This is a genomic window from Gottfriedia endophytica (assembly GCF_017814275.1).
Classification (GTDB): Bacteria; Bacillota; Bacilli; order Bacillales; family Bacillaceae_G; genus Gottfriedia; species Gottfriedia endophytica.
Map to the genome: position 1 here is coordinate 30,288 of NZ_JAGIYQ010000001.1, position 25,205 is coordinate 55,492.

Consider the following 25,205-nt stretch of genomic DNA (forward strand, 5'->3'; position numbering starts at 1 on the left):
GAATGCTAAATTTGAATTTTGAAAGCTTTTTAAAACTTGATTACTATTACAACTGTTTTTTGTAATCCATAAGTCTCAATTTATTATCCCCCTATAAAACACTCCGCTTTCGAAATCTTTTATCTCCCATCCCTCAGCATATTCTTTTACCATTTCCATAAACCCTTTTGCAGCATGTGAAAGCCATTTATCCTTATGCCAAGACATGATGGTCGATACACTTCCTAAGCTAGAATCCCACTTTATATAATCCATTTGTTGTTTTTCAATTTCTTTTCTTACCGTTACCAATGGAAGCATTGAAATCCCAAGCCCACACATTACACATTGCTTGATTGCTTCAACACTCCAAAACTCCATAGCGTTTTCCGTTGCAATTCCTTTGCTTCTCAAAAATGCTTCAAAATAATCACGATAGCTCCCTTGCTCAGTGAGCAAAATATTTTCGTTTTCACCTAATTGAAAAGTAGGTAACATTCTATTTTTATCTGAGTCAGGCGGTACAATGATGACAAGAGGCTCTTCTACAAGTGTTTCTGTATATAATTCTTGATCCGTTAGTGGAGCTTGCAAAAAGAATGCTATATCAAGTTCACCCCTTCGTAACTCTTCCTTTAACTCCCAACATGTTCCTGATTTCATAATGATATTTATTTTTGGATATCGTTTACGAAAAGACTGAATAATAAAGGGTAGACGATAAATTGTCAAAGACTCAGGTGCACCGATACGTAGTGTACCTGTTTCTTCTTTCTCCATTTTAAAAACATCCTTTGCTTTCGTATAGAGTTGCATCATATCAACTGCATGTGCTAAAAATTTTTCACCAACTTCAGTAAGTTGCACCTTCTTACCAATTCGATCAAACAAAGGTACACCTAATTCTTGTTCGAGCGATTGAATATGAGATGTAACGGTTGATTGTGCATATCCTAAATGGGTCGCCGCTTTTGCAAATCCTCCCTTATCCACAATTGCCTTAAGTGTAATTAAATGTCTAATTTCCATAACCAATCTCCTATTATCGATTTTTCCGATACTATATATCATAACTATTCATTTTACCGATTAAATGACATTCCATATAATTAAAGTATACGAGATTACTATTAGTTTCAATAACATTCGAGGTGATTTTTTTGAAAAATAAAAAAATGGGATTTTTACTATTAAGTGGATTAATGATAGGGCCAATTCTTGGATCAGGCATTATTATTTTACCACCAGCAGTTTATGAAACAGCTGGAAACTACGCAATCTTTGCATGGATTATTATGTTAGGTTTAAGTATGTTATTTGCTTATTTGTTCGGAAAATTAAGCTTAATGATTCCAGGCGATTCTGGTGTTCCTCTTGCAGTAGAACGTGCATTTGGAACAAATATCAAAAACTTATCTGCAACTTTCTTTCTGCTAGCGGTTTGTTTCGGACCAATTGCAGTACTTGGAACTGCAGCTCACTATCTACAATTGTTAACTTCTCAAACAATTGTTCCAGAGAAGTGGCTTACACTTTGTATTTTGTTCGTGATCTATATTATATTAACCCGTAACATCACATCTGTAGGCAAAATCGCATTTTTTATGTCAAGCTTTATCGTAGTGACCTTACTCGTTAGCAGCATGCATACACTTTTTACAGTAGATGGAAATTTCAACTTAAATAAATCAATTACGGTTACTGATTTTGGTCACAGCCTACTCCTTTTATTTTGGGCATTAATTGGTTGGGAGGTTATTGGTAGTTACTCTATGGAAGTTAGAACTCCTGAACGGACTATTCCTAAAGCTGTTGCTTTAAGCTTTTCAATTATTGCCATAGTGAGCTTAACTGTCGCTCTTGCTTTCCAATGGGTCCATTCTGGTAACACCGGAAATACAGATCAATCATTAGCACCTTTACTGGAGAGTTTATTTGGTTCGTGGGCAACTCCACTCATTTCAACAATTACAATTGCGCTTTGCATCAGTACAATTTTACTTGTTCTCGGTGCGGTTACGAGACTTATTCATGATCAAGCCAAAAACGGACTACTACCATCATGGCTCGCATTTAAAAATAAAAATAATGTTCCATCTAGAGCTCTTATATTGATGCTTTGTATTCATTTAAGTGTGTTTTCACTTTATTTATTAAACATCGTAAACATTCGACAGCTTGTTGCTATTGCGAATGCCTTTTTCCTCTGTAATGCTTTACTTGGTGTATTAGCTTGCATGCGTTTGTTCGAATCATGGTTCTTAAAAATAGGCGCCGCTGTACTTTCAATTTGTTTTCTTATCATATTGTTATTCTCTTCACCAATTATTTTGGTAGGAATCGCACTTGTTTCAGTTTATTTTATATGGATTCAAAAAAGGGAGAACAATCGTGAAAAAACATTATTGAAACAAGTTGAAAATTAAAAAATGAATCAGTAAAATTTAAAGTAACTTCTCAAAAATTTGTCCTATTTGAGAAGTTTTCTTTTTTTAAAGACTCTTTTTAAGATTGTTGTTATAAGGTTTTGTAACTTTAAAGACAGAAGTTGATTGGAACGGAAGGATGACAGTCTCCTGTGGGAAATGCGGGAAGGCTGAGACCCCACAGGAGCGTATACCATGAGGAGGCTCAGCTCACTCCCCACGAAAAGCGAGCATTCTGGAGTGGAAATCAATACACATGAAATCATCAACAATGTATACAAAAACAGCCTTTTCAAAGATTTCTTTAATCATGTATTAAAAAAACGATAAGGAAAATAATAAAAGGAAAGCAATTTGATTTTCAATTAAGAAAGGAATAATGAAAATGCTTTGGACAATTTTTATAATTTTATTAGTTATTTGGCTCTTAGGTTTCATATTCCATATAGCTGGTGGATTTATTAATATCATTTTAATTATCGCCATTATCGTTTTAATCGTTAGATTAGTTCGTAAAAAATGATTATCATATCAAAAAAGCTATTTGCAAAATAATCTAAAATGCAAATAGCTTTTTATCTTTTATTTAAATCCTATGATTTAAATAATTCATTGTTTAAAACAACTACTTTCTTCCCTAAATTAGACTTTCCAACTTCTTTCGTATATTCTACTAATCGAAAGACATTATCACAACATTGTTTTGCACCCATTACTAATAAGGGTACCCCTATCGAATTAATTTTTAATGTTCTAGAAAAAAATCCTCCCATAGTCATTGGAAAAGGTACAGTTGGTGATGTATTTGAGAAAACGATTCTTTCATCAAAATTATATTTATCATGTAACAATAGGAACAAATCTCTCAAAGCTGGAACCACAAGGTCTTGAGATCTCCGTCCAATTGTGTAAACTGAATGACCATCTTCATCTTTTCCATGAAAAATCAACTTTCCAAAATCTTCTTTTGTAAGCTTATTAAAATACTTTATATTTAGTATTTCATCAGTCGTTAATTTCCGTTCAGACTGCGGTAATTGATTTAAGTGATAGGCAACAGCCATCATTGTTGTATGTGTCCCACCGAAATCATTATAGATATAAATCATGCAATCATCCCTTATCTTTATTCTAAAAGTATTATGGTCACATTACATTCGTTTAATACATTTCAGTAGTTTCTGATACATCTCATTCGTTTATAGATGACAATTATTGGAGAAAATTTTTATAATCACTTAAAATAGTTATGAATTGTAGATAAGGAGATAATAAAATGACACATCAGCTAGAGAATCAAACATTACGAATAAAAATGAAAGAAGACGGTGCTGAACTAACAAGCATCACCTTAAAATCAGATAACACAGAGTATTTATGGCAAGGAGACCCTACCTTTTGGGGAAGACATGCACCAGTTTTATTTCCAATCGTTGGTCGCTTAGTCGAAGATACATACTACGTCGATTCTAATGAATTCCATTTAACGCAACATGGTTTTGCTCGTGATTTACCTTTTACAGTTAGTCATAAATCAGATGATCAAATCAGTTTTGAATTACATTCAACTAGAGAAACATTAAAAAAATACCCTTTCCCTTTCAAATTAACAATTACATATGAAATAAGCGACCAAACCATCCAGGTTCGTTACACTGTTCAAAATACTGGGAATAAAAAAATACACTTCTCAATCGGTGCCCATCCAGCTTTTAATTGCCCATTCAATAATGAAGAAACACTTGAAGATTATTATTTAGAATTTGGAACAGAAGAACAAATGGAAATATACGTTTTAGAAAATGGATGTCGTCAGCAAGGCAAACGAACAATTTCCGACCCTTCCAAAACGCTTTCTTTAACAAATGAACTATTTAAAGATGATGCACTTATTTTTGAAAACTTAAAAGAAAATCAAATCACCCTTCGTTCTAAAAAGAATTCAAAATTTATCAAAATGGAATTTCCTAATTTCCCATTTGTAGGCATTTGGAAGCCATATAATGAAGCACCATTTGTTTGTATTGAACCATGGCAAGGAGTTGCCGATGAAGTCGGAAGCCCAATTAAACTAAAGGATAAAAAAGGGATTATCACACTTGAAGAAGGCGAACACTTCACATGTGAATACAAGATTATAATTGGATAATTATATTATTTGTGCATAAAATTATAGGAATGGTAATCTACTTAGATGACCATTCCTATTTTTTTGTTTTCTGATGGATTAGTTTAGCTCCAGATTGAATAGTTTCATTTCACTTTTAATCATGATATTTTTATATAGGAATTTTCTAATCTTAAAGAGGTAAAGTCTAAAAATAAAAGGGGAATGAATTTGAAATTATTATTTTCGTTACTTGCATTAGTTGGCGGAATGGCGATTGCATTTCAAGCACAAATAAATGGAGGACTAGGTAAAAAAGTTGGTGCAATTGAAGGCGCACTTATTTCATTTTTGATCGGATCACTAACTTTATTACTTGTCGTAATATTCTTTGGAAAAGGGAATTTATCAGCTGCGACAACTGTTCCTAAATGGCAACTACTAGGTGGAGTATTAGGCGCTGTTTATGTATTTATTATGGTATTTACCGTACCAAAAATTGGTGTTGCTCCAACATTAGTGGCTGTTATCGCTGGGCAGCTTGTTATTGGTGCAATTATTGACCATTTTGGCCTTTTAGGTGGAACACAAATTCCAATTGATGGTAGAAAAATCATTGCGATTCTGTTACTTTTTGTTTCATTGTTCTTATTTAATAAAAAATAATGATATAGAAAAACTTCATTTAATTACATGGAGATGTGCCAATACATCTCCATGAATTATATACTTGTCTCCTCAACATAAATCTCCTTTTCTTCCTATTCAAGTTCGCATTTCGCTTTTCCTAACTCTTTTTCTTAAGAAATTGAACATTTTGATATGTAAAATACCCCATGAACTAAAGAGTGTCTTTCCTATTTAGAAATCAATTACTTTGAAATACTCTATGGAGTTTCTGTAATTCTAATTTATTTACGGTCGCAGTAATGTTTCTAAATTGGCGACCATGCTTTTTATCCCACTTCACTAATATGTATTTTTCATCCTAAATAACTACCCAAACAATATAGCTAGTACAAATATACCACTTCTAATTAGATGGATATAAGAGATGTCAAACCCAAAATTTTAATATATTTTTTTAATTACCTTACAACAGAGTTACTAGATTCCCTAAAACTCAATATTAATAGCAATTTTATTTAAACAACTAAACTTCAGCATCTGTTCACATCCTTTCACATTATTATGTAATGAAATCAGGACTTTTTTAACATTTTATACTACTTTATGTATGTTAATATTTTAAATAGTTGTTAAAATACATTGAATTCTTATAATTCAAAAAGAACACATCTAATACAAAACGGATACGAACTACAAATAAAGCAGATTAGAATTTCTTGCAAAGAGTAGAAAACAGGATTCTCTGCAAGAAATTTTAATTTCTAAAATTAGCGTTGAAATCTGCGGCTATTTTCTTGACCTAGTTGCAAGGTCTTCAATCTTTAAGCTTTTAATAATTAGGAGATGATAGTTTGGCCAGTGAAATAGAAAAAAAAGGAATAAGTTGGTTTAAGGGCGTCCTGTCTAATCAAAATCAATTAAAGAAAATGAATGTAGAACAACCAGAAGTAGTAACTGAAATGAATGGAGAAGAGACATTAAATACTATGGAAGAATTTGAACAACCTGATACTAATACAAATAAAAACATTTTTTCAAAAGATGACCAGGATAAAATAGCATTAGATGTAATTGTTTCTATTGAAAACATACTTAAAGAACGTCAATTACTTTCTTATAAATATAAAGGACTTGAGGAACAATTATTTCTAGCAAATGAAACGATCAATCGTTTTAAACATGAACAGATTAAGCGAGACCAACTTTTACAAGAAAAAAATAAAGAAATTCGCGAATTAGAATCTAATCTGACAAACAAACAAATGAGGTATGATCAGCTCCTTGAAGACTATAAGGAATATCAACTTACATCAAACCTTGAATATGAAAAGATTTCAAATCAACTTGATACGGTAACAGCTAAATATAACAAACTTAATGAAGAATCTACAAATGCTCAATATCAAAGTATGCTGAAAATAAACGACCTGGAAGAAAAAATCAGAAACCTAGAAATAGAAAATCAAAAATATGTAGAACAATATCAAAAAGTTGTTGATGATAAAGCTAAATTAATGCAGACCATTAATGATTTTACTGAAAGAATGTCCTTCTCTTTCTCAACAAATACAACTGCTTCTAATCTATCCGAATCAGAATAATCAATTAGAGTAGGAGGCAACCATGACAGGCTACCACGGAAAAGTAATTGAACTAGTAGCTATTGAAAAGTGTAACGAAAAATCATATTTACACATAAAATTTTTCTTTGAACAACAAGCTGAACTATTTTGGGAAATTGACAGTGATACCGCTGAAAAATTAAAGACAATTACTGAATTTGATGAAAATCATAAATACAGGCTATCCTTACATACAAAATTCGACGCAGTCAATAAACAATATACAAGCTTTATTACAAGGACTTACCTAGATAAAAGTGATCGAATTTATTTTGATTGCTCGTTGCATTACAAAAATAATTTAGAATCTATTAAAAACACACAAAGTTTGAACGATTTAAACAGACTGAAATTTATATCCATTGATCCATTAGCAATGGATGATGAAAAGATTAAACAGAAAAATAGGCAAAATAATTTAGTGGTTTCTAAGAAATACAATCTTCCATTGAAATTAATAATGGTAGCAATGATTGGTGTTATATTTTTTATACTGTTTGGATATTCAAAAAATCTAAATGTTAAACACAAAACTATCAAAAAAACAATTACTCTAAATTCAGAAGTTGAAACTACCAAGGTCAATTTAGAAAATAAAAAAAACATTGTTACACCTATTACTAATTTAGCAAATGATTATTCTACTCAATCTAGTCTTCCAGAAATAGAACTAAATAACCTGATAACATTTAACATTCCGAAAGGCTACGTGTCTCTTACATTTGACGATGGCCCTTCAAAGTATACTGTGGAAATCGTTGATATATTAAAGAAATACAAGGTTGGTGGTACTTTTTTCTTTATTGGCTATAATGTCAAAAAACATCCCAACTTTGTTCAATATGTCCATTCAAATAACTATTCAATTGGTAGCCATTCTATGAATCATGTAAAAATGTCGAATCTTTCCTATGCAAAGCAGGAAAATGAAATCACACAATCTTCAAAAGCAATAGAAGATATTACACATGAAAAAGTAGTCCTGTTTAGACCACCTTATGAAGCGTTAAATGAACAGACGAAAGAAATAATCTATAATTACCATGATAAAATGATACTTTGGAATAGGGATCCAAAAGATTGGAAAATTCGTGATCCAGATAAAATATATAATTATATTCGTAAAACAGAAGCATCCGGTTCAATAATCCTTTTGCACGAAACTCAAGCTGTAGTTGATACATTACCTAAAATAATTGAGCATTTGCAAGAACAAAATCTAAAAATTATCAGCTTAAAGTAAATGGATGTAAGAATAACTAGTGTAAAAAACATTAATCAATTCAAACAAATAAAAAAAGATCTTATAGGTTAATTTATTACTTAATCCTATAAGATCTTTTTTTAAACCTTGTTTTCATATATTACAGTTCACCATATGAAAACAAGGTTATCTCTTAAATCACCATTCCCATAAGATTTCACATTTCTTATTGTAGGAATAGATGGATTTAATTAAATTCATTTATAAAACAGGCTTCATCGTTTCTTTTAAAACGTCAACAGAATGATTAAATTGTTCTTGTTCCTTTTCATTTAGCTTAATTTCGATTATTTCGCGAATACCAGAACGATTAATTACTGCTGGTACTCCAATATATACATCATTTTGTCCATATTCTCCGTTTAGATAAGCTGATACTGATAGGATACTGTTTTCATTATTTAGAATCGCTTTAGTAATTCGCACAAGTGACATTCCTATTCCATAATATGTTGCGCCTTTACGCTGAATGATGTGATACGCTGCGTCACGAACATTTACGAAAATATCTTCTAAACATTCTTTTTTCAGATCATTTTTTCCTTCTAAAACTGTATCAACCTGCTCACTTCCGATTGTTGCATGGCTCCAAACTGGAAGTTCTGTATCTCCATGTTCACCAATAATTACAGCATGAACATTTCTTGGATCTACGTCAAAGTACTTACCAAGACTAAAACGTAAGCGAGCAGAATCTAATACTGTTCCTGAACCGATGACACGTTCTTTTGGTAAACCTGATTCTTTCCAAGTTACATATGTTAAAATATCCACAGGGTTTGTAGCTACTAAGAAGATTCCATCAAACCCACTCTGCATAATGTTTTTGATAATATCTTTAAAGATTTTAGTGTTTTTTTCTACTAAGTCTAATCTCGTTTCTCCTGGTTTTTGAGCTAATCCAGCAGTAATGACAATTAAGTCTGCACTTTCACAATCTTGATAAGAACCATTCCATACTTTTATTGGTGAAGGTGCAAATGGTACACCATGGTTAAGATCCATCGCTTCCCCTTCCGCTTTTGCTTCATTCACATCAATCAGAACTAATTCTTCCGCAACACCCTGATTTATCATTGAATACGCAAAACTACAACCTACAGCACCTGTACCTACTAATACAACACGATTAACTTTTTCTTTATACATAATGACCTATCTCCTTTTAATGTTAATGATTAAAATAGTAACCAGCTTACTAAACCAATTAATACAAGGAATACTAAACTGTATTTTATTGTAAATTTGAATAATTCGTTTTCTTTTCCTACAAGTCCTACAGCTGCAGCTGCTACTGCAATTGATTGAGGAGAAATCATTTTCGCCACTGTTCCACCCATAACGTTGACCGCAACCATCGCTTCTGGTGCAATCCCAATTTGTGTTGCCGTTACAGATTGAAGTGGAGCAAATAGTGATCCACTATTTACAACTGAACCGGTTAAAAATACTCCTAACCAACCAAGAATTGGTGAAAATAGAGGGAAAATCTTTCCGGTAGAAGCTAATGCAAGTCCAAGCGTAGATGACATGCCAGAATAAGTACAAATATAAGCAAATGCCAACACACTACAAATTGTTAAGATTGGAGAAATTAATTCTTTTACTGTTTTAATTGCTGTTTCTTTTATTAGTTTCCAGTTACAACGGAATATGATTAATGTAAAAATAATCGCAAGTACAATAGCTGTCGTTGTAGATGAGAATAGATCTAGTTTAAACACTGCAGCATATGGAACATCTTTAGGTACTACAGGTGCATGTCTAATTATTAAGTTATTTAGTCCTGGAATCGGAATAAGAAAAACAAGTTTTTCAAGTGCACCACCTGGCGCAAATAAGTTTTTTATGAAAGAAAGATTAAATAACGTTACGAACGCAGTTAATAAAATAAATGGTGTCCAAGCGTAGACAATTTTACCAGCTGAGTAAGTTTCTTTTACTGATGATGAGTTTTCTTTTGCCTCACTCATTTTATAAATTTCTTTTGGTTTCCATTTTCTTAAAAATAATATAAGTGCTAATAAACTAACAACAGAAGCTAAAATATCTGCTAATTCGGCTCCTAAGAAATACAATACCACAAATTGTGTAAGTGCGAATGAACCACCACTTACTAATATAGCAGGAAAAGTTTGACGTATTCCTTTCATTCCATCAATTATAAAGATTAGTACAAAGGCTACAATAAGGCTTACTAAAGGTAGTACTAAAGCTGCGTCTCTTCCAACAGTTAAAGGACTTAAATTGGTTAAGATTGCAGGTGCTGTTACTGGGATCCCCATTGCACCGAACCCCCCCCTGCAATATTAGCTATCAAACAAAGACCTGCGGCATATAATGGGCGAAAGCCAAGACCAACAAGGATTGCAGCGGTGATAGCTACTGGAACTCCGAATCCCGCAGCTCCTTCTAAAAAAGCTCCAAAAGAGAAAGCTACAAGTAACACTTGAATCCGCTGATCGTCTGTTACAGATGAAATACTATTTTTTATTATCGTAAACTGTCCGGTATGCACAGTTATTTCATATAAAAAGATGGCTGCTAGTACAATAGATACTACGGGCCATAAACCGGCAAGAACGCCATACCCAGCTGAAGCTACGACCATTGTAGCTGGCATTTTATAAACGAAGAGTGCAACAATTCCAGCTACGATAACACTTAAGCCCCCTGCTACGTATCCTTTTAATTTAAATACGACTAACAAAACAAGGAAAAAGATGATTGGTATTGCAGCTACAATGGCTGACAACCAAATGTTACTAAACGGTAAATATACTTGTTCCCACAGACTCATGCTGTTCAACTCCTAGTTCCGATAAGTTCTTTTCTTAGTTATTTGTTAATATAAACGTAACTTCGAACTATTATAAAATTTTTTCACAATTGGTTCTAAAAAGGTTGAGCTTCTACTAGTAGGTTACTTTTTAGTCCTTGTTACGTTGACAAGCCAAGTATAGCACCTATTTGTGAAATGTTTCACATAATTTGTGGCTAAAATGTGAAATGTTTCACATAATAAACTTAAACTAATGTGATTCCTCTATTTTAAGAGCATCCGTGAAAATATTTATATAATACCTTACATTCAATGCAGAGATTAAAATGTGATAAAATAAAATTGGGTGAATTTTCTAAAAATCCAGTTAATCTCTACGCGAGGCATAAATTTAAAAATAGGCTATCCTGAAAATAACATCTTAAAAGACAAATGTTTTAAGATGAATTCCTTATTTTCATGGCCAAGGTGCGAATTTTATTAGCATGGATGTCTCTTTTCTAAAAGATTGTTGCTTTTGAGATTTGTTACTTTGAAGACAGAAGTTGATTACAATGGAAGGTGCGAGACTCCTGTGGGATTAGCGGGAAGGCTGAGACCCCGCAGGCTTCCCGAGGAGGCTCAGCTCTCGCCCCACGGAAAGGGAGCGTCCTGGAGTTGTAATCAACTAACGCATTCTAAAATAGCAACAATGTTTACGAAAACATCCTAAAAATCAAATTTGAAAGTAGGAGCTTGATGTTAAGAAACGAACTGATTTCAGAATTAGCAAATAGAATTTTAGATATAAAAATAATTCATCCCATTAGAGTTGGAGTTAGTGGAATAACTGCATCTGGAAAGACAACTTTGGCAAATGAGCTAGCGAAAGAACTTCAAGACAGAAAGAAACAAGTAGTTAGAACGAGCATTGATCAGTTTCATAATCCAAGAGTTATTCGATATAGGCAAGGAAAGGAATCAGCAATTGGTTATTATGAAGATGCTCATGACTACAATGCTTTTAAGGAAAAACTTTTAATTCCTTTAGGTCCAGATGGAAATCGTCAATATCAAACAATTTCTTTAGATTTAGAAAAGGATGAAATTGTCAATTCAGAAGCAAAACTAGCAAATAAAGATACGATTTTTATCATTGATGGAACCTTTTTATTCAAAGATGAGTTACGTGACCTATTCGATTATAAAATTTTTGTAGACACGGACTTTGAGTTGGCTAGAAAAAGAGGGTCTCAAAGAGAAGAACAGGCTTTTGGAAGCTATGAAAAAGCTGAAGAAATCTTCCAAAAGAGGTATAACTCTGCTTCAAAACTCTATTTAGAACAACATGAACCAAAACTTCATGCAAATGTGGTCATTAATAATAATGATATAGATCATCCATTTTTTTGTTAACTTACCAAACTATAGGAGGAATCCGATTGCAAATAACAACTGAACGTTTAATTCTTACAGCATTCAACCTGGAAAATTATAAAAAAATAACTGAAACGTACACAGGTAAACATATCATCAATTACATTGAAAAACTTAAGAACGATTCAGAATTACTCGGATGGGGCGTCTGGTATGTAACTTTAGCTGAGAGCAACCAGATTATAGGGGATTTAGGATTTAAAGGGAAGCCAGATGAAAAAGGAAGCGTAGAAGTTGGTTACGGTATCGTACCTGAAATGCAAAACAAAGGGATTGCTACAGAGGCAGTTAATATGATTGTGAATTGGGCATTCTCTTCACCTTCTGTACAAAAGGTAGTTGCAGAGTGTCTTGAAGACAACATCCCTTCCATTAAGGTTTTAGAAAAAATAGGTATGAAGAAAACGAACGCTGCGGATGGAATGATTTACTGGGAAAAGCAAAGATAAGTAATGCGACCTAAAAAAACACCAAATTGGTGGTTTTTTAGGTCGCTAAAAATATTATAATTCAATAATGATAGGAAGAATCATTGGTTTTCGCTTTGTTTTCGAATATAAATACTGTCCAACAGATTTTTTAATATTTTGCTTCATGACACTCCATTGATGTCTGTTTACTTCTTGTAATTCCTTAATTGCTGTGACGACGAGGCGATTTACTTCTTTGATTAGATTGTCTGAATCACGAGTATACACAAACCCTCTGGAAATCGTATCAGGTCCTGAAATAATTTTTCTTTCTGCCTTACTAAGTGTCACTACAATTACAAGCATACCATCTTCAGCAAGTTGTTTTCGATCTCTTAAGACAATGTTTCCTACATCACCAACACCCATTCCATCTACATAAATATTACCAGAAGGAATTTTGCGCGTTTGGCGAGCTTCTGATTCTTTGACGTCGACAACATCTCCATTACTAATAATGAACGTATTTTCTTTCTCAATCCCTACAGATTCTGCTAAAGAACGGTGATGGTGTAGCATTCTTAACTCACCATGGATCGGTATTAAGTATTTTGGTTTCATTAAAGTGAGCATAAGCTTGAGCTCTTCTTGGTAAGCATGCCCAGAAACATGCATTCCTGTTGAACTTCCTGAACCGTATATAACTTTTGCTCCTAGCTGATATAAATTATCAATGATTTTTGTTACATTCCGTTCATTCCCAGGAATTGGACTTGCAGCAAAGATGACGGTATCTTCAGGTAAAATTTCTACATCCCTATAATTTGAACTAGCTAAACGAGCTAGCACAGCCAGTGGCTCTCCTTGACTTCCTGTACAAAGGATTGTTACCTTCTCAGGTGCAAAGCTGTTTATTTCTTGCGCATCAATCAGCATTCCCTCTGGAACTGTAAGATAGCCTTGTTCCATTGCAACTGATACGACATTAACCATACTTCTCCCTAACAAGGCAAGCTTTCGATCAGTTTTTAGTGAAGCATCTACTATTTGCTGTACACGGTGGACATTAGAAGCGAATGTAGAAATGATGATTTTTCGATTTGCTTTCTTAAATGCTTCTTCAATATGTTCTCCTACCATTCGTTCAGATGGTGTAGAACCAGGACGTTCCGCATTTGTACTTTCAGATAACAGAACTAATACACCATTTCTACCGATCTCAGCCATACGATGAATATCAGGATATTGATTATTTACAGGTGTTAAATCAAATTTGAAGTCCCCTGTATGAACAACCGTCCCTTCAGGCGTTTGAAAGACAATGCCTAAGCAATCAGGGATACTATGATTCGTTTTAAAAAAGGTTACTCTTATTTCTCCAAAGTGAAGATCTGAATCTGAGTTAATCAACTCTAATTGCGAGTCACCTAATAAACCATGTTCCTTCAATTTAATTTCGATTAAACCAAGCGTTAAACGTGTTGCATAGATCGGTATATTTAATTGTTTTAAAAGATAAGGAATCCCGCCAATATGATCTTCATGACCGTGAGTAACTAATAAGCCTCGAATTTTCTCCTTATTATCTTGTAAATAGGTAATATCAGGAATAATCAAATCAATCCCTAATAAACTTTCATCTGGGAACTTAGAACCACAGTCGATTAAGATAATATCGTTAGCAAATTGAATGGCATACATGTTTTTTCCAATTTCATTTACGCCTCCTAAGGCGAAAATTGAAAGTATATTTTCTGTTGAGCTCAAGTAATTCCACCTACTTTTTAGTAATTTCTAGCAATACTTTTCCCATATTTTTCTTAGTATGTACCTTTGAAATTATTACAATACAAGTAAATGAATTTGAACTGAAACGTTTCCACATTCCTTTTATAAACTACATTGGCACCACTAAAAAAGGTTAGCCAAAAATTGACCAACCTTTGAAATACAATGTCTCTAATTCATAACCATTACAAACTTTAATAACTTAAAAAAATGTATATTTCCTACCATAAAAATAGATGATATGAACAAAAAACAACTATTGAAACTTCAATCAAACATAACATATTAAAGAAAATGGAGATTGAAACATGAAAATTTTTACTATTTTTATCTCACTATTCCTTTTTAGTATTCTGATGGACCTTTTTATGTATAAATTAATGGGCGAAAAAATGAATTTTATCAATTACACTAGTGAATTTAAGACAATGACGATAACAGAATATATCATTATCTTTGTACTATTTTTACTTTTGATGATAAAACCAATTGGCTACTTATGGAAAAAACGTAAAACGCAGAATTGACACTTAGCAATATGTTCCTTTGTATTTAATTAGGTATTAATGTAGACTGATCTTTACTTAATTTCTTACGGATTAGTTCAGCTAATAGTAATATGATTGGAATCAAGAACGAAAAAACGATAAAAATCGTTTTCAGTGCTACATCTCCTAAAATAAGGTGCTGTATAAAATTACTAGCTATAGACATTGAAGACAAAAGGATGATAATTCCAATTGGTACAACAAGATTCTGATGTTTCTTCATTTTAAATAAGTCTGTAGCCCCGATAACTGCAGCATAGAAAAAAATTGCCGTTTTAAAGAAACCACCTGTTATTAGAGCTAATACAACAATAATATCGACGCGCTGAAGAAATTCAGCGATGCTTACTTTACTAATTGTAGTTAATAGAGGGAATGTTGATCTACTTGCGATATCTGAACCTAAAACTGAGACTTCTAATGCAGAGATTAAGCATAAAGTTATTCCACTTATTACAATCGCTACGATCCCTGTCTTTATACCAATTTCAGGTTTATTTAAATTAGATAAAATCATCGTAAAGCAGATTGCTTCTCCAAATGGAAACATGAGCATTTTCGGATAAGCAGTCGTTATAATAGGGTTCCATCCTTTCCCTAGAAGTGGTTGTAAATTATGCAGTTCAATATTTCCTGAAAATAATATGAGAAGGCATCCAATTCCAAGCAAAAGAAACATGATAACGACATAAATTTCACCCGTTCTTGCTAATACTTCTAATCCTTTATATAAAACATACATGATAGTTAATATCATTAAGGCATTTAAAGCAAATATAGGTGTGACATCGTACATTGCCGTCTGCAAAAATTCTCCACTGTCGCGCAAATCTCTAGCAGCTCCATAAATAAAAAATACAATATAAGCAAAACTGATTAAAGAGCCCACATATTTTCCAAAAACCTTTTTAGAGTAGCTAGTTAGTGTAAGTCCTGGGAATAAACACGAAAGATAACTATAAAGGAGAATTAGTCCAACTCCACCTACTAAACCAAGAAGAATGGTTAACCAAGAACCCTGTTTAGCAGACAAACCTAATGGAACTACTATTGCGGTACCTAACTCAAATAAAACAAGTAACGAAAAAAGCTGTTTTCCATTAATATGAATTTTTTCCAAGTTAAATCCTCCTAAATGCTTTCTACTTTTGGCTTTGGATTTTAATATTCCTTACTCTTTACTCTACTTTTTTACCATTTAACTTTGATAGTCTTTTATTCCTTACATAATTTAAAATCTCATCAGCTATCCAAATCGAAAACAATATGACTAATGTTATAACCTCTGCCCCATACTTGACTTTAAATGGGTGAATGAAACTATCAAATGATTGTGACAGAGTTAAGCCGAGTACTCCATCAATTAAAAGAATACATAATAAACACAATAAATAAAGAAACAGAAATATAGCCCATATTTTCAAATGCTATCTCCCTTTCATTATTCCTTTCACCATACTATGACTACTTGGCATTTAATCGCTTTCGAAACCAAACAACAATTAGTAGTAATAAAGGGATTCCTGTTTGTAAAGGAAGATGAATGTATAGTGGTACAACTTTTAATCCTTCATTAAAATGTTCAGTTAAGTTATTTGCAATCTGAAGAGATAAAAGCAAGATAATAATCGAAAAAGGTAATACTAATTTTTCCTTCTTCTCAACTTTAAATAAATCAGCTGCTGCCATGACGGCTGTGTAAAAAAATATAGAAACCTTAAAAAAACCACCGATGATCAGTGTTATGATTGAAATAAAGTCTACATTCTGTATGAAATTTGCAATATTAATCTTACCGACAGTCATTAGTAATGGAAAGGTAGAACGACTAGTGATATCCAATCCAACAGCTGCAAGGTTAAGAAAAGTTGTAAGGATTAGGATTGCAGCGCTTAATGACATTGCACGATAGCTTACCTTTAGTACATTCTCTTTGTTATTTAAGTAAGGAAAAAGCATTGTAAATGCAACTATCTCTCCAAACGGAAAAGTAAATGTAACAGGAAAAGCTGCTTTAAATACAGGCTTCCATCCCTTTTCAAGAATTGGTAGTACGTTCTTCACATCAACTATTCCTGAAAAAAAAACAAGTAAAATCCCAGTTAAACCAGTCATGATAATTACTATAAATAAATTCTCACCTGTTCGTGCTAAAACCTCAAACCCTTTATGAAGAACATATGAAATTGTAACAATCAATAAACAATTAATAACAATTAGAGGTGTGAGATCATAACCAGAAATATATAATAATTCTCCAAAATCTCTTAGTACACGAGCGGCGAGATAAATAAAATAGATCGTATAGATTAAACCGATGAACCACCCGGCATATTTCCCCATGATTTTTTGTAAATAACCAGTTAAAGGTAGATGCGGATATTGTTGAAAAAGATATCCATAGACCCAAAGGAGTGCCATCCCTCCTACCCACCCTAAAAGGATAGCTAACCATGCATCTTTACCTGCACTTACCCCTAATCCAACAACAAGGGAACTACCTAGCTCGAACAATACGATTAGGGCAAATAGTTGTTTGCTAGATATTTTCACATTTTCCACAGTTGTTCCCCCTTAACTAATCTTGCAATTTTGGTACTTCTTTAATATAAGGCTTCATAATCATTCCCGGTCTTCGGATATAAGCCTCAACCTTAACTTTAACCTCAGCTTTAGAAAAATCAGCATTCCAATTTTTTTTCATTTTTTCCCAGGCCTTTGGATCTTCTCGATTTATAACTTCTCCAAAACCAAAAATATCAACTTTCTTTTTCTGAGCAAAATTGATAGCTGACATTACTTCTTTTTTCGTCTCTATAGCAAAGGCTTTTTCTAACTTTTTGATTTCTTCAGATTTACTTAAATCGGTAGGACAATTCATTTCTGCGATATTTCCTTCTTCTTTAATATCAACATGAAAAATTGTTTTTTTTCGATGAATCTCAGCTTTTATACTTGATTTTGACTCAGTAAGTTCAATTGCTACTCCTCCGTTTTTTTTCTTACAATCCATCCGTACAATCGTGCTGTTCATTTTATTTTTTACCCACATAAATCCTTTGGCTTTTCCATTATCTAGCCAACCAACCAATTTTCCACCTCTAAAGGTTGCAATTCCGCTTATTTCTATCATCGCAGGTACATCGGTACTTTCAAGATTGGATTTTTTTTGACCTTCCTTTGGGTCGCCTTCAATTCGAACTCCACTAATAACCGGACTTGAACCTAGACTTACTATTCCATTAATTACATCATCAACTTCGACCTTAATATTTTCTGACCAAACTTTTTCTGTAGCCTCTAATTTCTTTACAGTCACATACCCTGAAATATTATCTAACGGGGTGACCATATTAATAATAGACTTTGCATCAGTTCCTCTGGCAATTAGAACATTTGAGGTCAACCTAGCTTCATGGGATCTCTCGAATAAATCAAACAACTCAAGAATACCATCTTCTTTTGCTAACTCTTCGTTGATCACCATAAGTCTAATGTGAGCAAAAAATAATTGTCTTGATAACTTTTTAGACACCTTTCGAATCGCTTCAAAAATGGTCGTTCCTGTTTCACTTACTGTAAATGTAGGTGTTGCCTTTCCTCCACCACTTGCAACACCTGTAGCATTTTCACTTGGATTAATGATTTGAAATGTGACTAGATATTCATTTTCTTTCGTCCCTTTGTCAACTGCGAATGCAGAAACAATCGCTAAATCAGAAAGCTCCCTACGATTCCAGCAACCTGTCAAAACAAAGAGTAATACCGTGAAGATAACAATGCATCTTCTAACTTTCAAACTTATTCCTCCCTTTTAGATTCCCCTCCATTCTGCTTGGGCGAAGGCTGGAGATTACCGTTTTCCCGTATTGTATTGTTTTGATTAATTAAGCGAGGTCTTTTGAACATAGACCACAGCGGAAAACGAATCATAGCATCTTTTTGATCCGATGGGATTAAAGGAGATAAAGGTGCTAAATATGGAATGCCGAAAGACCGTAAGCTATTTAAATGAGCAATAATAATGATTAATCCTAACGTAATACCATAAAACCCAAATGTTGCCGCTAAAATCATTAAGACAAAACGAATCAGCCTTGCAGAAATAGCTAGATTATAAGCAGGTGTCGTAAAGCTAGCGATTCCTGTAATCGCAACAATAATGACCATGATGGAAGAAACAATCCCTGCTTGCACAGCCGCCTGGCCTAATACAAGCGCCCCTACAATAGAAACAGCTTGACCAACCGCTCGCGGCATTCGTATTCCAGCCTCACGCATCAGTTCAAAAGCAACCTCCATTATTAGTGCCTCGACAAAAGCAGGAAATGGAACCCCTTCACGAGAAGCTGCTATACTAATTAAAAGCGTTGTAGGAATCATTTCCTGATGAAACGTAATAGCAGCAATGTAGACTGAAGGTCCTACTAATGAAATAAAAAAACCAATGTAACGTAATAATCTTAAAAAAATGGCAATATGAAACCGATAGTAATAATCATCAGGGGACTGGAAAAGCTGAACAAATATTGTTGGAACAACTAATACAAACGGCGAACCATTAACAAGGATTGCAACTCTCCCTTCCATTAAGTTAGCGGCTACACTATCAGGTCTTTCTGTATTGTATATTGTAGGAAAAGGTGATGATGGCTGATCCTCAATAAATTCTTCAATCTGACCTGAATCTAAAATCATATCGATCTTAATCCGATTTAATCTTTCTTTTACCTCTTGAATGAGACCATCGGTGACGATTCCTTTCATGTAAATTATTCCGACAGTTGTTTGAGTTTCTTCCCCAATTCTCATTGTCTCTAGCCAAAGGTTAGGACTTGAAACACGTCTACGAACCAATGAAATATTTGTAGATATTGATTCCGTAAAGCAATCCTTAGGCCCTCTTACGACAGTTTGAGTAGTTGGTTCCGCAATACTTCTTTGTTCTCCACCTTTTGTACTTCCAGTGATTGCATAAGCAAAACCATCGATTAAAAGAACAGTATCTCCAGTAAGAATAGACAGAAGGATTTCATCCCACTCTCTAATTACTTTGACTTCTTGAGAGGCCAGTGCGTTTTTCTTAATTATGTCAAAAACATTATTTTCATCATTTGATTGTCCCTTTTCCATTGTTAACGCTTGTTTAATAAAGTTATTTACGACATCAATATCAACTAAACTGTCAGAATAAACTGCTATCACTCTTAATTCATTTATTTGAAATTCACGAACCGTCATATCAGGACTATTCCCAATATCCTGCTTGATTCGTTTCAAATTTTTGTTTATGTCTGCAGAAACGAAAGGACGATCGCCAAACGGCACCGATTTTTCATTTTCCTTTTTATCTTTATCAAAACTGTACCTTCCCCATCGCCGAGTCATTTTTCCACCCCATTCTGAATTTTATTCATGACAATTATTTGTAATTAAAGTAAGAATTATTCACGATAGGAAGAATAACCCAATTACACAAAAAAAATAGAAGCAAGATAAAGTATCCATGCTTCTATTAATTCTCCTATTTTATATTTAGGAAAGAGGTTTCTAAATAACCTTTTCATTCCAATCACGTACTATTTCTTTCACATTTGAAACAGGCAATCCTTCTTGTAAAAGCTGCTTCATCATCTTCATATATGGATCAATATGCTTGAAATACTTTTTATAGGATGCACATAAATAATTTAATCCAGGTTCATGTTGTTCTGATACTAGGAATCTATTTTTGGGGCATTCTCCATGACATGCAAAGCGAACCTCACAGCTTCTGCAAACAGATGGAAGAGAATCTCTTTTTTTCTTACCAAAGGCAAGCTGCGTGGAAGAATTTACGAGATTTACTAAGCCCTCTTTAATATTCCCTAATTGAAATCTAGGATAGACAAAATGATCACAGGAATATACATCGCCGTTATGTTCCATTACTACCGCTCTACCACATTCTTCCGAAAAAATACAGATTGGTGAAGAGATTCCCATCCAGGAAGCTAATGCCCATTCAAAATTCATAACAAAAATTGAACCAACATCTTTCCGAACCCACATATTAAAAATATGAATAAGAAACTCACCATACATTTCTTTTTCTACTGACCATGGAGTTACATCATGCGGAGCATCTTTTATTTCTACAGAAGAAGTTCCATGGCGAAGTGATAGTTCCTTTACTTTCATATTCTCTTTTCTTTCAACAACAGGGATAAACTGAATATATTGAATATCTTCCTGTTTAAAAAATTCATAGACTTCTATAGGTCTATAAGAAGAGTACCTTGTGACACATGTCAGAATGTTATATTCTACATGATGTTTTTTTAATAAAGAAAGTCCCTTCATGACCAGACCAAATGTTGGTTTCCCACCACGGTCAATTCTATACTGATCATGAATATGCTCAGGTCCGTCTAAGCTTAGTCCGACTAAAAATTGATGTTCCTTAAAGAATTCACACCAGTTATCCGTTAATAAGGTTCCATTCGTTTGAATCGTATTGGTAACTTTTTTTCCGTTTGAATACTTTTTTTGTAAAGACACAGCCTTTCAAAAGAAATCCAACCCGATTAATGTCGGCTCTCCACCTTGCCATGAAAAGACAATTTCCTCAGTGTCTTGGGAAGCGATATTCTGCTTAATATACGACTCTAATACTTCATCAGACATCCGAAAGGTATGATTTTTTGGAAAATAAGATTCTTTTTTAGTGTAATAGCAATAGTCACAATCTAGATTGCAAATTGGTCCAGTTGGCTTAGCAAGGATATGGAAACCGTTTTGCTTACCCATTCTTCACCTCATCCTACTATCCATAATATTGATTAAAGAAAACGGATAGTTCCATTTATATTAATCGAAATAGGATCTTCTTTTATCCTATTAAATAGTGTAGAAAATTCATCTTCATGAACCTCAATAACTACTTTTTCTATTTGACCACTGAAAGGAAATTCAGGGACTGGATAGTTTGTACTCACAGGTGTTAACCGATCTCTGCCAACATCTAATCCCTCAACAGAAACAAAAAATGGAAAGGTTTTTGTCATAAATACAGATCCAACTGATTGCTGATTAATTGAAAGAATACCTGTTCCTTGAAGAATCAGTTTCCGAATAAAATCAAATTGAATGATAGAATACCCAACAGGTACTGGGGTAGAAGATTGAATGGTATATACAGTGTCAACATAATAGTATTCATAGAATAAGTAGTTATCTTTTATATAGATCGTATAACCACTTGAATGGCCACCATGTGCAATTAACACACCTTCATTTGTCTTATCAGTTCGGTAAATTGGAATGGTGATTGAATAAGAAGAAAGTGTAAGATTTGGAGCAGCTGGTGTTGGCAAATGTGCCATATTAGGATAGAAAGTAAATAATGTCCGTCCTTCCTGTAAGCCTTCATATCCTTTTCGAAATGGATTGTCATTTAAAGGTAAAACACCGTACTTCACGGCTTCCTCCCACCATAATCCTTGTAGCTCCTTTACTTTCCACGGATACACCTTTGCTAGATTATATTTTTGAGAAAAATCTTCGTTTGTATTGTATAACTCCCAATTATCTTCAGCAAAAGGTACACCCTGTTCATGATAAGTGACCGCAACCCACCCATCTTGCCAAATTGCCCGGTGCCCTAACATTTCAAAATACTGTACTTTTCGTTTTGACGGGGCATATGGTTCTGTAAATGTATCCTTCATACTAACACCGTGAAGTGGCATTTGCTTTACACCTTCATATTCTTTAGGAGCTTCAATATTTAAAAGGTCAAGAATAGTAGGTGTAATATCGATCGCATGATAAAATTGTGAACGAACGGAACCCGGATCACGTATATTTTGAGGGCAATGGATAATTAGTGGGACATGTGTTCCGCCATAAAAGGTATCTTGCTTATAAAATTTAAATGGTGTATTGCACACCTGCGCCCAACCCTTAGGATAATTAGAGCTTACCTTTGGTCCTCCAATTTCATCAATCTTTTCAAACATGGAATTAACACTCTCTTCAATTCCATTCAAATAAGCAGTATCATTAATGGAACCGTTCCAGCCTCCTTCCTGACTGCCTCCATTATCAGACAGTAAAACGATAATTGTATTATCTAGCTTGTTTTTTGATTGTAGGAATTCTAGTAGTCTACCAACTTGTTGATCAGTGTGCGTTAAAAATCCAGCATATGTTTGTTGAAATTTAATAAATAATTCTTTTTCTTTCGTTGTTAGCTCATCCCACCCCTTAATCCCTGGATTATGACCAACAAGTTCTGTGTTAGGTGGAATGACCCCTAATTCCTTTTGCCTCTGAAAACGCTCTTCCCTAATCTGATCCCACCCTTTATCGTACACTTCCTCATATTTATCGATAAATTCTTTTGGTACCTGATGAGGCTCATGTTGTGCACCGAAGGCCAAATACAGAAAAAATGGTCGGTCAGGTGTAATCGAAATGTGATCTGTCAAAAATTCAATCGATTTATTCAGTAAATCCTCTGATAAATGATAACGAGAATGATACGGTTTACAGGCACGATGGTTATCGTACACTAAATCCGGAGCAAACTGGTCAGTCATTCCTAATAAAAAACCATAGTACCGTTGAAACCCTTTTGAAAGTGGCCAATTTTCAAATGGTCCGCTAGATGATGTTTCATGACCAGGAACAAGATGCCATTTCCCCACCATATAAGTAGCAATCCCATGTAGTTTTAACATCTCAGCTAATGTAGCCGCTGAATCAGAAATTCTCCCGCGTTTATTCGGAAATTCAGGTCCCCAATCAATTTCGGTGACGATTCCCACCCCTACCGAATGGCAATTGCGACCCGTTAAAAGACAAGCACGCGTAGGAGAACATAAAGGAGTAACAGTAAAATTATTGTACCTTAGACCATTTCTTGCTAACGAATCGATATGAGGAGTTTCAATCTCTGAACCATAGCATCCTAAAGCAGAATATCCTAAATCATCTAGGACGATATAAATAACATTGAGAGCAGATTCTTCACTAGAATCTTCAAGCCCAGTTCTGTTCTCCATCAGCATCTATCCTTTCATACAGATTTTAAAAAATGGATAATGTCTATTAAGAAATTTATTAAAGTCACGGTTTTATAATGAGTAAACTGTTTAAATTTAGTTACTAAAAATAGAACAAAACAAAAAGAGGAAACCTCAAATTACCGAGACTTCCTCTTTCATTTTTAAATCATTCTTTAATCCACACTCACTAATTGTCTATATCTACTAGAAGGTTTTTTGTTTTTTTCTTCGTACATTTTATTGTCAGCTTCAACGAACAATTCTTCCATTTTCCCAAGTGACGATTGATTATAAGCATACCCTGTTGAGATTTTAATTTTAAATACGTCACAATGATGATGATTGAAAATTTCTATTTCATTTTTTACTTTTTCCAAAAACGATTCAATTTGAGAAGGATTTGTATTCGCTAGTAATATAGCAAATTCATCTCCTCCAATTCTTGCAACTACCACTTCATCATTAGAGAAGCTTTTTAACAGTTTAGCTGTTGCTTTTATTAATTTATCTCCCATCTTATGTCCATATTGATCATTCATATACTTTAGTTCGTCTAAATCACATATGACAATCGCTATTGGAACATCTTTGTGCTTGTTGTACAGTTTAATTTTAGTTTCAAAATATTCTCTATTAAAAAGTTTCGTTAATGAATCATGTGAAGCTTTATACTCTAATTTTTGTTGTAATAGTACTTTGTTATCAATATTTCGAATGATTCCTTGTAATGCAACTACTTCACCATATTTAAAAATAGGAGTAGCATATTCTTCAAACCATATATATTTCCCTTTATCATTTTTCCATCTTATTATTAAAGGTTTACTATAATCTATCTCTCCTGCTAACTTTTTCTCTAAGAGGTAATAATCGTCCGGATGAACTCTTTCAAAAAGAATGTATGGATTTTTCATACTTTTTTCAATTAAATTTCGTCCCAAAATCGTTTCAATAGAAGGACTTAAATATCTAAACTTTAATGTTGGTTTCAATTTGCAATAATAAATGATATCTCTCGAATTTCCCACTAATTCTACTATAGTGCGTAAATGGATAACCTTTTGAATCACTTCTACCCATAACTTCCGAAAAATTTTATAACAAATAATACATACGATCGTTATCCCTAAAATAAGAATTACGCCTCTCATTAATACTATTTTCCTTTCTTGGCTCTTAGAAA

At 33.5% G+C, this 25,205-nt stretch carries 21 protein-coding genes and 1 pseudogene; 9 read left to right on the forward strand and 13 right to left on the reverse strand.

Annotation, left to right across the window (positions count from 1 at the left end):
* Nucleotides 1-75 precede the first annotated feature (75 nt).
* A complete protein-coding gene (locus J5Y03_RS00170; protein WP_209401105.1) occupies nt 76-1,008 on the reverse strand; it encodes a LysR family transcriptional regulator in 933 nt (310 codons plus the stop codon).
* Between the two features lie 131 nt (nt 1,009-1,139).
* On the opposite strand from J5Y03_RS00170, the gene J5Y03_RS00175 reads away from it, so the two are divergent.
* Together J5Y03_RS00175 and J5Y03_RS00180 are read left to right on the forward strand one after the other, a co-directional pair.
* Nucleotides 1,140-2,405: an APC family permease gene (locus J5Y03_RS00175; protein WP_209401108.1), complete on the forward strand. Its 1,266-nt coding sequence runs from the start codon at nt 1,140-1,142 to the stop codon at nt 2,403-2,405.
* Between the two features lie 376 nt (nt 2,406-2,781).
* Nucleotides 2,782-2,928, forward strand: coding sequence for a lmo0937 family membrane protein (locus tag J5Y03_RS00180; protein WP_322099537.1), 147 nt, complete (start codon nt 2,782-2,784; stop codon nt 2,926-2,928).
* Nucleotides 2,929-2,998: 70 nt separating this feature from the next.
* Here the strand turns inward: J5Y03_RS00180 and J5Y03_RS00185 are convergent, their stop codons facing one another.
* On the reverse strand, nt 2,999-3,514 hold the full coding sequence (locus J5Y03_RS00185) for a DUF3189 family protein (RefSeq protein WP_209401113.1): 516 nt from the start codon (nt 3,512-3,514) through the stop codon (nt 2,999-3,001).
* A gap of 167 nt (nt 3,515-3,681) precedes the next feature.
* Here J5Y03_RS00185 and J5Y03_RS00190 point away from each other — a divergent pair, with 167 nt between their 5' ends.
* From J5Y03_RS00190 to J5Y03_RS00205, 4 genes are all read left to right on the forward strand, one after another.
* Nucleotides 3,682-4,554 carry an aldose 1-epimerase family protein gene (locus J5Y03_RS00190; protein WP_209401116.1) on the forward strand — a complete coding sequence of 291 codons (873 nt, stop codon included), beginning with the start codon at nt 3,682-3,684 and terminating at the stop codon, nt 4,552-4,554.
* Nucleotides 4,555-4,737: 183 nt separating this feature from the next.
* Complete coding sequence (locus tag J5Y03_RS00195; RefSeq protein WP_407648385.1) at nt 4,738-5,178, forward strand: DMT family transporter; 441 nt, start codon at nt 4,738-4,740, stop codon at nt 5,176-5,178.
* Nucleotides 5,179-5,993: 815 nt separating this feature from the next.
* On the forward strand, nt 5,994-6,743 hold the full coding sequence (locus J5Y03_RS00200) for a coiled-coil domain-containing protein (RefSeq protein ID WP_209401122.1): 750 nt from the start codon (nt 5,994-5,996) through the stop codon (nt 6,741-6,743).
* Nucleotides 6,744-6,765: 22 nt separating this feature from the next.
* Entirely contained in the window at nt 6,766-8,007 is a 1,242-nt protein-coding gene (locus tag J5Y03_RS00205; protein ID WP_209401126.1) for a polysaccharide deacetylase family protein, read from the forward strand.
* A 222-nt stretch (nt 8,008-8,229) separates the two neighbouring features.
* Here the strand turns inward: J5Y03_RS00205 and J5Y03_RS00210 are convergent, their stop codons facing one another.
* Both J5Y03_RS00210 and J5Y03_RS00215 read right to left on the reverse strand, forming a co-directional pair.
* Nucleotides 8,230-9,177 (reverse strand): L-lactate dehydrogenase, encoded by a 948-nt coding sequence (locus tag J5Y03_RS00210; protein ID WP_209401129.1) that lies wholly within the window; start codon nt 9,175-9,177, stop codon nt 8,230-8,232.
* Between the two features lie 29 nt (nt 9,178-9,206).
* A pseudogene (locus J5Y03_RS00215) lies at nt 9,207-10,828 on the reverse strand (lactate permease LctP family transporter).
* Between the two features lie 720 nt (nt 10,829-11,548).
* On the opposite strand from J5Y03_RS00215, the gene J5Y03_RS00220 reads away from it, so the two are divergent.
* Nucleotides 11,549-12,205, forward strand: coding sequence for a nucleoside/nucleotide kinase family protein (locus tag J5Y03_RS00220; RefSeq protein ID WP_209401132.1), 657 nt, complete (start codon nt 11,549-11,551; stop codon nt 12,203-12,205).
* Between the two features lie 26 nt (nt 12,206-12,231).
* Nucleotides 12,232-12,675 carry a GNAT family N-acetyltransferase gene (locus tag J5Y03_RS00225; RefSeq protein ID WP_209401135.1) on the forward strand — a complete coding sequence of 148 codons (444 nt, stop codon included), beginning with the start codon at nt 12,232-12,234 and terminating at the stop codon, nt 12,673-12,675.
* A 54-nt stretch (nt 12,676-12,729) separates the two neighbouring features.
* On the opposite strand, the gene J5Y03_RS00230 is transcribed toward J5Y03_RS00225, so the two are convergent.
* A complete protein-coding gene (locus J5Y03_RS00230; protein ID WP_209401144.1) occupies nt 12,730-14,403 on the reverse strand; it encodes a ribonuclease J in 1,674 nt (557 codons plus the stop codon).
* Nucleotides 14,404-14,732: 329 nt separating this feature from the next.
* Between J5Y03_RS00230 and J5Y03_RS00235 the strand changes: the two genes are divergently transcribed.
* Nucleotides 14,733-14,951, forward strand: a complete 219-nt coding sequence (locus J5Y03_RS00235; protein WP_209401146.1) for a hypothetical protein — start codon at nt 14,733-14,735, stop codon at nt 14,949-14,951.
* 25 nt (nt 14,952-14,976) lie between these two features.
* On the opposite strand, the gene J5Y03_RS00240 is transcribed toward J5Y03_RS00235, so the two are convergent.
* The 8 genes from J5Y03_RS00240 to J5Y03_RS00275 all read right to left on the reverse strand — a co-directional run bounded on the left by J5Y03_RS00240 (nt 14,977) and on the right by J5Y03_RS00275 (nt 25,173).
* Nucleotides 14,977-16,092, reverse strand: coding sequence for a GerAB/ArcD/ProY family transporter (locus J5Y03_RS00240; protein WP_209401148.1), 1,116 nt, complete (start codon nt 16,090-16,092; stop codon nt 14,977-14,979).
* A 344-nt stretch (nt 16,093-16,436) separates the two neighbouring features.
* Nucleotides 16,437-17,534 (reverse strand): GerAB/ArcD/ProY family transporter, encoded by a 1,098-nt coding sequence (locus tag J5Y03_RS00245; RefSeq protein WP_209401150.1) that lies wholly within the window; start codon nt 17,532-17,534, stop codon nt 16,437-16,439.
* Between the two features lie 16 nt (nt 17,535-17,550).
* A complete protein-coding gene (locus J5Y03_RS00250; protein ID WP_209401152.1) occupies nt 17,551-18,771 on the reverse strand; it encodes a Ger(x)C family spore germination protein in 1,221 nt (406 codons plus the stop codon).
* 2 nt (nt 18,772-18,773) lie between these two features.
* Nucleotides 18,774-20,360, reverse strand: a complete 1,587-nt coding sequence (locus tag J5Y03_RS00255) for a spore germination protein (protein WP_209401154.1) — start codon at nt 20,358-20,360, stop codon at nt 18,774-18,776.
* 162 nt (nt 20,361-20,522) lie between these two features.
* Nucleotides 20,523-21,512, reverse strand: coding sequence for an anaerobic sulfatase maturase (locus J5Y03_RS00260; RefSeq protein WP_209401156.1), 990 nt, complete (start codon nt 21,510-21,512; stop codon nt 20,523-20,525).
* Between the two features lie 6 nt (nt 21,513-21,518).
* Nucleotides 21,519-21,761 (reverse strand): radical SAM protein, encoded by a 243-nt coding sequence (locus J5Y03_RS00265; RefSeq protein ID WP_209401159.1) that lies wholly within the window; start codon nt 21,759-21,761, stop codon nt 21,519-21,521.
* Between the two features lie 32 nt (nt 21,762-21,793).
* Complete coding sequence (locus tag J5Y03_RS00270; protein WP_209401161.1) at nt 21,794-24,019, reverse strand: arylsulfatase; 2,226 nt, start codon at nt 24,017-24,019, stop codon at nt 21,794-21,796.
* 176 nt (nt 24,020-24,195) lie between these two features.
* A complete protein-coding gene (locus J5Y03_RS00275; protein WP_209401163.1) occupies nt 24,196-25,173 on the reverse strand; it encodes a sensor domain-containing diguanylate cyclase in 978 nt (325 codons plus the stop codon).
* Nucleotides 25,174-25,205: the final 32 nt, after the last annotated feature.

Excerpts from the sequence above, each read along its gene's own strand:
- J5Y03_RS00170 (WP_209401105.1), bottom strand. The coding sequence starts at position 1,008 with ATGGAAATTAGACATTTAATTACACTTAAGGCAATTGTGGATAAGGGA.
- J5Y03_RS00185 (WP_209401113.1), bottom strand. The coding sequence starts at position 3,514 with ATGATTTATATCTATAATGATTTCGGTGGGACACATACAACAATGATG.
- J5Y03_RS00190 (WP_209401116.1), top strand. The coding sequence starts at position 3,682 with ATGACACATCAGCTAGAGAATCAAACATTACGAATAAAAATGAAAGAA.
- J5Y03_RS00195 (WP_407648385.1), top strand. The coding sequence starts at position 4,738 with ATGAATTTGAAATTATTATTTTCGTTACTTGCATTAGTTGGCGGAATG.
- J5Y03_RS00205 (WP_209401126.1), top strand. The coding sequence starts at position 6,766 with ATGACAGGCTACCACGGAAAAGTAATTGAACTAGTAGCTATTGAAAAG.
- J5Y03_RS00210 (WP_209401129.1), bottom strand. The coding sequence starts at position 9,177 with ATGTATAAAGAAAAAGTTAATCGTGTTGTATTAGTAGGTACAGGTGCT.
- J5Y03_RS00220 (WP_209401132.1), top strand. The coding sequence starts at position 11,549 with ATGTTAAGAAACGAACTGATTTCAGAATTAGCAAATAGAATTTTAGAT.
- J5Y03_RS00235 (WP_209401146.1), top strand. The coding sequence starts at position 14,733 with ATGAAAATTTTTACTATTTTTATCTCACTATTCCTTTTTAGTATTCTG.
- J5Y03_RS00255 (WP_209401154.1), bottom strand. The coding sequence starts at position 20,360 with ATGACTCGGCGATGGGGAAGGTACAGTTTTGATAAAGATAAAAAGGAA.
- J5Y03_RS00265 (WP_209401159.1), bottom strand. The coding sequence starts at position 21,761 with ATGGGTAAGCAAAACGGTTTCCATATCCTTGCTAAGCCAACTGGACCA.
- J5Y03_RS00270 (WP_209401161.1), bottom strand. The coding sequence starts at position 24,019 with ATGGAGAACAGAACTGGGCTTGAAGATTCTAGTGAAGAATCTGCTCTC.
- J5Y03_RS00275 (WP_209401163.1), bottom strand. The coding sequence starts at position 25,173 with ATGAGAGGCGTAATTCTTATTTTAGGGATAACGATCGTATGTATTATT.